At 64.1% G+C, this 8,730-nt stretch carries 4 protein-coding genes and 1 pseudogene; 1 reads left to right on the top strand and 4 read right to left on the bottom strand.

Annotated features, from left to right (window positions below; genetic code table 11):
• A partial coding sequence (locus tag WJW29_RS13650) for a transposase (protein ID WP_143704106.1) occupies positions 1-245 on the bottom strand: 245 nt, incomplete at its 3' end.
• 104 nt (positions 246-349) lie between these two features.
• On the opposite strand from WJW29_RS13650, the pseudogene WJW29_RS13645 reads away from it, so the two are divergent.
• Positions 350-830, top strand: a pseudogene (locus WJW29_RS13645) (hypothetical protein); the annotation flags it as partial.
• Between the two features lie 294 nt (positions 831-1,124).
• Here WJW29_RS13645 and WJW29_RS13640 read toward each other — a convergent pair.
• From WJW29_RS13640 to WJW29_RS13630, 3 genes are all read right to left on the bottom strand, one after another.
• On the bottom strand, positions 1,125-3,794 hold the full coding sequence (locus WJW29_RS13640) for a M1 family metallopeptidase (RefSeq protein WP_041182221.1): 2,670 nt from the start codon (positions 3,792-3,794) through the stop codon (positions 1,125-1,127).
• Positions 3,795-4,145: 351 nt separating this feature from the next.
• Entirely contained in the window at positions 4,146-7,271 is a 3,126-nt protein-coding gene (locus WJW29_RS13635; RefSeq protein WP_011259867.1) for an efflux RND transporter permease subunit, read from the bottom strand.
• Positions 7,268-8,338: an efflux RND transporter periplasmic adaptor subunit gene (locus WJW29_RS13630; RefSeq protein WP_011409140.1), complete on the bottom strand. Its 1,071-nt coding sequence runs from the start codon at positions 8,336-8,338 to the stop codon at positions 7,268-7,270. The genes WJW29_RS13635 and WJW29_RS13630 overlap by 4 nt, the downstream gene beginning before the upstream one ends.
• Between the last annotated feature and the right edge of the window lie 392 nt (positions 8,339-8,730).

The following is an 8,730-nucleotide window of genomic DNA, read 5'->3' as shown; positions in this document are numbered from 1 at the left end:
TTGCTGTTGTCCATCACCGTGCCCGAGCGCAGGCTGGTCTGGCGATAGCAGGCCGTGCACTGCCAGTACGTGGTGCCGTGACGCTGGAATCGACTGTGCGCGGTAGCGGCGCAACGCGGACAAACAAAGCCCTGTGGCCAGCGCGAGATCTCCAACGCCTGCTCGCACTGCTGCGCGTTGCCATAGCGCTTGAGGAACGCCGGCAACGACAGCCCGGCTTGGAACTGCACACGATTCATGGCCATGATCTGGTCTCGGTGGAGCGACGGTCCTACCATCGACCGGTCGGCTCTCACTGGCTGCGACTGTGCTGAAAGATCGTGCTAATCAGGTCCGGCATTGCAAATGCGATACGCCTGTCATTCTGCAACCGGTGCTGGGCTACCGCGGCAACAGCAACAGCTCGGACCTGAGCAGTTGGAACTGCTGCACGGACGGCGTCGTCTGGCATAGCGATTTCATTCCGGCCAAGAGCGGCGACGATATCAACGGGGACGTCTATGCGACATGTGCTGCCGGCAGCGTCTGCTCAAGCTGGAACATCGATACCCGCAATGTCACCAGCGGACGCAGCGTAAGACTCAGCACCACCTCCGATGGCGATCTGACCCAGATCATGGCGGGCGCGCTGGAGGTGTACTCGGTGGACAGTTGTGACGAGTATCCTGCAAGCGGCAATATCACGTTCACCGGGGTGGCCGTATACGACTACCGGATGAGGCAGGTCCAGGTCGCCGCCGTGGCAGGAGATCATCGATAACTCCGGCCTGGATGTGCAATGCAACTATCAGCTGGACACGACCTCCACCACGGCAACCATCTCCTACTAAGGCGTAATTTCGCGCCCGCAGAAAAACTGAGGGCCGGCGAACGCCGAAGGTCGTGCGGTGCGCTACCTGTGCCGCTTGCTGCATCGCCGGTGGCGGCCTTCGCCAGAATCGGCTCGGCATGCAAAAGCACTCACTCCAACCTGGCACGCTGTTGTGGCGTCAGTGCCACAGCAGCGCGTGTAGCGCTGTCGCCTGCGGCCGATGCAGGAGAACGAACCTCAATGAGGAGCGAGGATCCCGAGTCGCTCACGCCACTGCGGTGGGACCGTGCGGAACCACCGGACTGTATGGTCTTTAACGCTTGTGCGCCTGCTGTAGCGCCGCGCACAAGCGAATCGCTTCGCCGGTCTGCGCCAGGCCACGGTCGGCGCCACTGAGCTTGGCCAGGCGTGGCTTGAAGAACGCATCCAGGCGATCGGCGTCTTCCACGCTGCAGCCCCCGGACGCACCCAGCGCCGGCAAGCCGCCACCATCGAACGAGCCGCTGCGCTGCACGATGCGCTCGAAATTGGCGGTGAACCAGGTCCACATCGAATCGTGCGAGCTCTGGTAACTGTGTCCGCGCATCAGCAGGCTTTTCATTTCGCCTACCTTGATCGCATCGGTCAATGCGAAATCACGCACCTGCTTCAGCAGCGCCGGATCCTGCACCGCGCCCAGTGCGGCGATCATGGCGTTGCGCTGGGCTGGGTCGGCATGCGTGCGCAGTGCATCGATTAGCGTCTGCACTGCCGGTGCGCCGCGTTCTTGCATGGTCACTGCCAGCGCGGTGCCCAGCAGGTCCGGGTTAGCGGCGGAGAAATCCAGTGCGCCGTTGCCGCCAGCCAGTACCGCATCGCCTTGTGCGAGCAGTGCCTTGCGTACCTCTGCGTTCTGCAGACGCAGCGCGAACAGGCCGGCCAGCGACGCACGCAGTGCGGTGTCGTCGACCGACTCGCCGCTGCGCCGCGTGTAACCCAGTGCACGCAAACGCGGCAGATACGCCTGTTCGGCAGCCTTGCGCAATGCGCCGCGCTGCGCCTCGGTGGTGGCCTGGTAGCGCCAGATCCACACGAAGCGATCCACCAGCGCGGTAGAGACATCGGCCGATTTCGACGGCGCCAGCTGCGTGATCGCCGCGAGCACAGCCGCGTTGTCAGCATCGCCGTGACGGTACGCCGCATTGATCGCATCGGCGTAGGCGAGCTGTTCGTTATCGTCCAACTGGCCGACCTGCCTGCCCAATGCAGCGAGCTGCGTCTTGGGCAGCGAGAAGCGGTAATAGCCCGCGCCACGCGCATTCGGGAACACCCAGGTGTTCTTGCCGGCGCCTTCCAGCACGATGCTGCCACTGCCGTCTTCGAGCAACTTGCAGGCGGTACCGACCTGCTTCTCGCCCTTGCCGTACTTCACGCATACCGGCACGCCCCATTGCTGCGCGGTGGAGCCAGTGGACCCCAGCGGCAGATAGCGCTGCTGCTGCAGTTTCACCACGGTCTTGCCGCCCTCGCGGGCAACCTCGGTCTGCAGATACGGCACGCCCGGCTGGTTGAGGAAGCTGCGGAAGGCGGCCTTGAAATCGTTGCCCTTGCCCGCCGCCTCGGCGATCGCATCGACCAGATCGTCGGCGGTGGCGTTGCCGAACGTGTGCTTGGCGATATACGCGCGCATGCCCTCGCGGAACACGTCTTCACCGACGAAGGCTTCGAACATCGCCAGCACCGCCGCACCCTTCTGGTAGGTGATGCCGTCGAACGCGGTTTCGATATCGCCATTGCCGGTGATCGGCTGGCGAATCTTGCGTGCGCTCACCAGGCTGTCGTTCTCCATCGCATGCTGCGCACCGCTGATACGGTCCAGATTGGCGTTGTATTCCGGATGCAGCTGCATGGTGATCTTCTGCTGCATCCAGGTGGCGAATGCTTCGTTGAGCCACAGGTCATCCCACCATTCCATGGTCACGGCATCGCCGGTCCACTGATGCGCCAGTTCGTGCGCGTTGACGTTGAAGGAGCGCTGCACGTTCTCGGCCGGCGAATCCTTGTCCAGCAACAGCAGCCAATCGCGGAAGGTCACAAACCCTGGGTTTTCCATCGCGCCGGCGCTGAAGTCCGGTGCGGCGACCAGATCGAGCTTGTCGAACGGATAGCAGAACGCGTAGTAGTCCTCCAGCGCGGCGATGATGGCCGGGGTTTGGTCCAGTGCAGGCGTGATGCGCGGGCCCTGGCCCTTGGCGGCAATGCCGCGCAACGGCGTGGCGTTGGGGCGCTGCGGGGTGGCCGGCATTGGCGCCACATCCACCACGTCCCATGGGCCGGCAGCGTAGGCCACCAAATACGTCGGCAGCGGCACGGTCGGGGCGAAGGTCACCGTCTTCCAGCCCTTGCCGGCCGGCTTGGTCGAGATGGCGATGGTATTGGCCAACGCCTGATCGTGGCTGGGCACGGTCAGGCTGAGGTTGAACGGCGTCTTGAACGCAGGCTCGTCGAAACCCGGGAACGCGTAGCGCGCACTGATCGGTTCCATCTGCGTCATCGCATACGCCTTGCCCTGGTATTTCACCTGGTACAGGCCCTGCAGCTGCTGGTTGAGCGGCGCGCTATAGGCGATCTCCACGGTGAGCGTCTGCGGCTTGAGCGTGCGGCCGAAATCCAGCCGCGCCACACCGGTCTGCGCATCGGCTTCCACGTAGCCTGCGGTCAACGCCTTGCCCTTGTCGGGCTTGACCGTGACCTTGCTGACCTGCAACTCCTTGCCGTGCAGCCAGAGATGGTCGGACGCCTGCTTGAGCTGCACGCGGATGGTGGTGCGGCCGCTGAATTGGGTTTGCTCCGGGTCGATCTTGAGCGCGAGGCTGTAACGCTCCGGTACCGCCCAGGTCGGTAGGCGACCATTGGGAACCGGTTCGCCGGACGATTGCGCCAGCGCTGTTCCGCAGCACAAGGCAAGCAGGGAAGAAACAAGCAGGCAGGCGAAACGACGCATCGACAACTCCGACAATGGCAATCGTCGAAGTCCACCATATTCATCCATGACTGTCATGGGTCATTGGTTGGCGACCAGACCGAACCAACGCTGCGCCGCGCGGGCAACCGCGGCCACAACGCACGCCTGTCTTGGCTCGGCACGTCACGAGGTTCGCAGCGACGGCCACCTGTGCACCGCCTTATGAGACGTATTGCACCGCTCGGCATCCGCTGCGCACCGCGGGTATTGCGCAGCGCAGCGCGCTTCCGGACGGTCAGGCGTTCGAATGCACATGCTGGCCGCCGGCATCGATGGCCTTGCGCCATCCCCGCATCGGCGAACACCGGCAGCAGCTACGCCCGGCATCCTTCACGCATGTCCGCCCACTGAGGGTGTCTGCGCGTCCAGGGTTTCCAGCTGGCGTGCCACCGCTTCAGGCGACCTGGTGTACGGGGCGATCAGGCTGTAAAACGCCGGCACCACGTACAGCGACAACACCGTGGACAGCGAGACGCCGAAGATCACCACCACGCCAATCGTGGCGCGGCTGGCCGAGCCGGGCCCGCCGGCCACCACCAGCGGAATCGCGCCGACCACCGTGGCAATCGAGGTCATCAGGATCGGGCGCAAACGCACCGAGGCCGACGCCACGATCGCCGCATGCACGCTGCGGCCCTCGTCGCGCAATTGGTTGGCGAATTCCACAATCAGAATGCCGTTCTTGGCTGCCAGGCCCACCAGCATCACGATGCCGATCTGACTGAACAGGTTGAGCGTGCCACCGGTCAGCCACAAGCCCACCAGCGCGCCCAGCACCGCCAACGGCACCGTGAGCATGATCACCAACGGGTGCGCAAAACTTTCGAACTGCGCGGCCAGCACCAGATACACCACCAGCAGCGCCATGCCGAAGGTCAACAACACCGCACTGCCGGATTGCTGGTATTCGCGCGATTCGCCCTTCCAGTCCACTTGCGCGTATTCGGGTAGTTCTTCCTGCGCCGCCTGCTGCGCCCAGGCGATGGCATCGCCGAGTGGATAACCTGGTGCCAGGCCCGCCGTGATCGTGATTGCACGCAGGCGATTGAAGCGGTTCAAGGTGCCGGCTTCGGCGACTTCGCTCAAAGTCACCAGATTGGAAAGCGGAATCAGCTCGCCACGGTTGGAGCGCACGCGGATCGCGGTGAGATCTTCCGGCGACATGCGGCCTTCGCGCCCGGCCTGCAGCATCACGTCGTACTCCTCGCCGTTGTCGACGAAGGTGGTGACGCGGCGTGAGCCCATCAATGCTTCCAGCGCGCCGCCAATCGCAGTTACCGGCACGCCGAGATCGGCCGCGCGCACGCGATCAATATTGACGCGCATCTGCGGGCGGGTTTCCTTGTAATCGGAGTCGGGGCCGACCAGGCCGGGGTTGGCTTCCATGCGCTGCAGGATGCGATCGCGCCACTGCGCAATCTCCGCGTAATCCGGCCCGCCCAGCACCAGCTGGAACGGTTGCCCACGGCGACGCACCAGGCCTCCGCTCACCTGCGTGCGTGCACGCACGCCGCTGAGCACATTGAGTTTCTGCTGCACCTCATCGGCCACTTCGGTAGTGGGGCGGGTGCGCTTTTCCCAATCCTGCAAGAACACGCTGACCCGGCCGGTGTGCATTTCCTCGCTGCTGCCGAAGCTGCCGGGCACGCGCGGGTTGGCGCGCACGATGGGTTTGTCCGGGCCCACGAAGGGGCGCAGGATGTCTTCCACCTGATGCATCTGCCCCACCGTGTAATCGAAGCCGGCACCTTCCGGGCCGTCGATCATGATCTGGAAATTGCCGCGGTCCTCGGCCGGCGCCACTTCGGAAGGAATGCGGCCCATCAGCCATGCGCTGGCGCCCAGCGCCAACAGCATCAGCAGCGCAAAGACCCAGGTGCGGTGCACATGCCGCTCCAGCGAGCGCCCATACGCACCGGACACCGCCTGCATGCGCCCATCGAACCATTGGTGAAAGCGATTGGGTTTGGCCTGCCCATGCGCGCGCAACAACTTGGACGACATCATAGGCGTCAACGTCAGCGCCACGAAGGCCGAGATCGCCACCGCCGCCGCCAGCGCCACCGCCAGCTCACGGAACAGCCGCCCGGTATTGCCTTGCAGAAAACCGACCGGCACAAAGACCGCCACCAGCACCGCGGTGGTCGCAATCACCGCAAACGCCACCTGCCCGGTACCACGCTTGGCGGCCACCAGCGGCGGCTCGCCCAGATCGATGCGGCGCTGGATGTTTTCCACCACCACGATGGCGTCGTCCACCACCAAGCCGATACACAGCACCAACGCCAGCAAGGTGAGCAGGTTGATCGAAAAATCGAACGCATACAGCGCGATAAAGGAGGCGATCAGGCACACCGGCACCGTCACCGCGGGGATCAATGCGGCGCGCGCGCTACCCAGAAACACCCAGATCACCACCAGCACCAGGACCACCGCTTCCACCAGCGTGTGATAAACGCGCTCCACCGCGGCGTCGATGAAGGTGGTGGTGTCGAAGGCGACGAAAATATTCGTGCCCTGCGGCAGCGACTTCTGCACTTCTATAGCGCGCGCGCGTGCTTTGCGGGCCACATCCAGCGCGTTGGCGGTGGAGTTACGCACGATGCCCAGGCCCACATTCGGCACGCCGTTACTCTGGAAATACGCGCGCCGCTCGGCCGAGCTCAGCTCGACCCTGGCCACGTCGCCCAGACGCACCACGTAACCGCCCTCGCCCTTGTTCAAGGGCAGCTTGGCGAAGTCTTCGGGCTTGAGATAACTGCGCTCCACGCGCAAGGTGAAATCGCGCTGCGCCGATTCGATACTGCCGGCAGGCACTTCCACATTTTCGTTCTGCAGCGCCGCTTCCACATCGGCGACAGTGAGGTCGCGTGCGGCCAGTTGGTCGCGGTCCAGCCAGATGCGCATTGCATAGCGCTGGCGTCCGCCGATCCGCACCTGCGCCACGCCATCCAGGCTGGAAAAGCGGTCGACGACATAGCGCTCGGCATAGTCGGACAGCTGCAGCGTGTCCATGGTGCTGGAGCTCATGTTGAGCCACAGGATGGGGTCGGCGTCGGCTTCGACCTTGGAAATCTCCGGCGCGCGCGCCTGGTCGGGCATGCGGTCGGACACGCGGCTGACCGCGTCGCGCACATCGTTGGCGGCCGCTTCCACATCGCGCGATTGCACGAATTCGATGCTGATATCGGAGGAGCCATTGCGGCTGTGCGCTTCAATGGTGGAAATGCCCTCGATGCCGGCCAGCCCGTCTTCCAGTACCTGGGTGATGCGGCTTTCCACCACTGCCGCCGAGGCACCGGTGTATTCCACATTCACCGAGACGATGGGCGGGTCGATCGCCGGCAACTCGCGCAGGGTGAGGCGGGTGAACGACATCACCCCCAGCACGATCAGCAGCAAACTCATCACCACCGCCATCACCGGGCGGGTGATCGACAGGTCGGAGAGTTTCATTGTGCTGCCGCCTGCGGGCGGGTCGACGCAGGCGGTGCCTGGTCCACGACCTTCAAGCCCACACGCAGCTTGCCGGTGCCATCCACCACGATACGCTCACCGGCTTTGACGCCTTCGAGAATTTCCACCTTGCCATCGCGCCGCTCGCCCACGCGCACATCGGCGCGCTCCACGCTGCTATCGGGCTTGACCCGGAACACATACGACTCGCGCCCCACCTGCACCACCGCAATTTCCGGGATCACCACCGCCTGCCGCGCCGGCTGGAACAGCCGCACATCCAGCAGCATGCCTGGCCGCAGCCGGCGATCGTCGTTGGGGAAATCCGCGCGTACCGTCACCGAGCGCGTGGTCTCGTCGATCCGCGAATCGATGGTCACCACTTCGCCTTCGAACTGCGCGCCGGGATAGGCCGCTGCGCTGCCGCTGACCGAATTGCCGACCTGCACTAGGCCGAATTGCGATTCTGGCACCTGGAAATCCACGTACATGCGCGCCACATCGTCCAATGTGGCGATCACCGTGCTGGAGGTGATCAACGCGCCAGGACTGATCTGGCGAATGCCGAGTACGCCGGAAAACGGGGCGCGCACCTCGCGGTCGGTGATTTCCGCGCGCATCTGCTGCACACGCGCCTGCGCGGCATCGCGTAGCGCACGCTGCGTATCCACGGTGGATTTGGCCACCAGTTGCTGGCCAACCAGACTCGACTGCCGGCGATACAACTGGTCGGTTTCTTCGAAGGTGGCCTGTGCGGCGGTCAGTGCCGCCTGTTGCGAATTGCCGCGCAAACGCAGCAGCAATTGCCCGGCCTTGACCTCGTCGCCGCTGTCGAAATACACCTGCTCCACCACATCGCTGACCGCAGCGGTGAGCGCCACCGATTCGCGCGCACGCACCGTGGCGATCGACTGCACGGTCGAGTTCCAGGGTTGGGTGGTCACCGCCTGCATAGAGACCGGAATGGGTTTGGCAGCGGCTGGCGTGCTGGCCTGACGGCTACAACCGGCCAGGACAGCGGCCAACAAGAGCGCGGCGCAGACGCGCGCGCTGGGCAGAACAAGCATCAGAACATCCTGGCGGGGTACGTCGAAAGTTTACCGACCTAGCCGCCATGAATTGACAGAAAGGACGCGCTTTGCACCATGACCAAAGACCCTTGCCGCCCTTGGCACATGGGCCGACTCAAGTTCCAAGTGCAACACTTTTCTCCACTGCAGACCCGCGTTTTCTGTCAAAACACTGGCTCACGTAACTTTTGCACAATCAATGGCCTGCTGGGCTGTCCGTCCATACGTTGCGCTAACAGCAGGTCTCTCGAGGTGTTGCACTTGACTCTTGAGACCGCCATGGGCTGGCCAGCGCGACTATGACGTTGCTGCACCTCCGTCACTCGGGCGCAGCCGGTGCGCCTTGACTGCATGTATGGGTTCATACACCGCCAGTGTGCACACTGACC

The sequence above is a fragment of the Xanthomonas sp. JL1 genome (genome assembly GCF_038405005.1).
Note: the sequence above shows the minus strand (reverse complement) of the source record. Positions and strands in the feature narration are given on the sequence as shown.

Bases quoted from the DNA above. Each gene is read 5' to 3' on its own strand.
- WJW29_RS13640 (WP_041182221.1), bottom strand. From the start codon at position 3,794: ATGCGTCGTTTCGCCTGCCTGCTTGTTTCTTCCCTGCTTGCCTTGTGC.
- WJW29_RS13635 (WP_011259867.1), bottom strand. From the start codon at position 7,271: ATGAAACTCTCCGACCTGTCGATCACCCGCCCGGTGATGGCGGTGGTG.
- WJW29_RS13630 (WP_011409140.1), bottom strand. From the start codon at position 8,338: ATGCTTGTTCTGCCCAGCGCGCGCGTCTGCGCCGCGCTCTTGTTGGCC.